This window comes from Paenarthrobacter aurescens (assembly GCF_025421775.1).
Lineage (GTDB): Bacteria > Actinomycetota > Actinomycetes > Actinomycetales > Micrococcaceae > Arthrobacter > Arthrobacter aurescens_B.
In genome coordinates this window covers 1-229 of the sequence record NZ_JAOEFX010000827.1, presented here as the reverse complement: position 1 = coordinate 229, position 229 = coordinate 1, and the positions used below count along the sequence as shown (strand labels likewise).

Sequence of the window (229 nt, the reverse complement as noted above, 5' to 3'; positions counted from 1 at the left end):
GCGGGTGATCAGCATCCTCCGGGAAGAACGCGACATGGTCATTGAATCCCGTCCCCTGGATGCCACTGCCTTCGAGGTTGAGGACCTGCACATGGCTTACGTGTTCTACTAATCAGGGCTGTCCATCAACGTGATGTACAGCATCGAGGACGGGAAAAGGCCCGTTGGATTCAAGCTGGCCGATGGGATGGACATCCCCGCCGAGATGTAAGCAAAGAGCATGTACGCC

1 pseudogene is annotated in these 229 nt (G+C 56.3%); it reads left to right on the top strand.

Annotated elements, in window-relative coordinates:
• Nucleotides 1-208 (top strand): annotated as a pseudogene (locus N7568_RS25730) (phage tail protein); the annotation flags it as partial.
• Nucleotides 209-229: the final 21 nt, after the last annotated feature.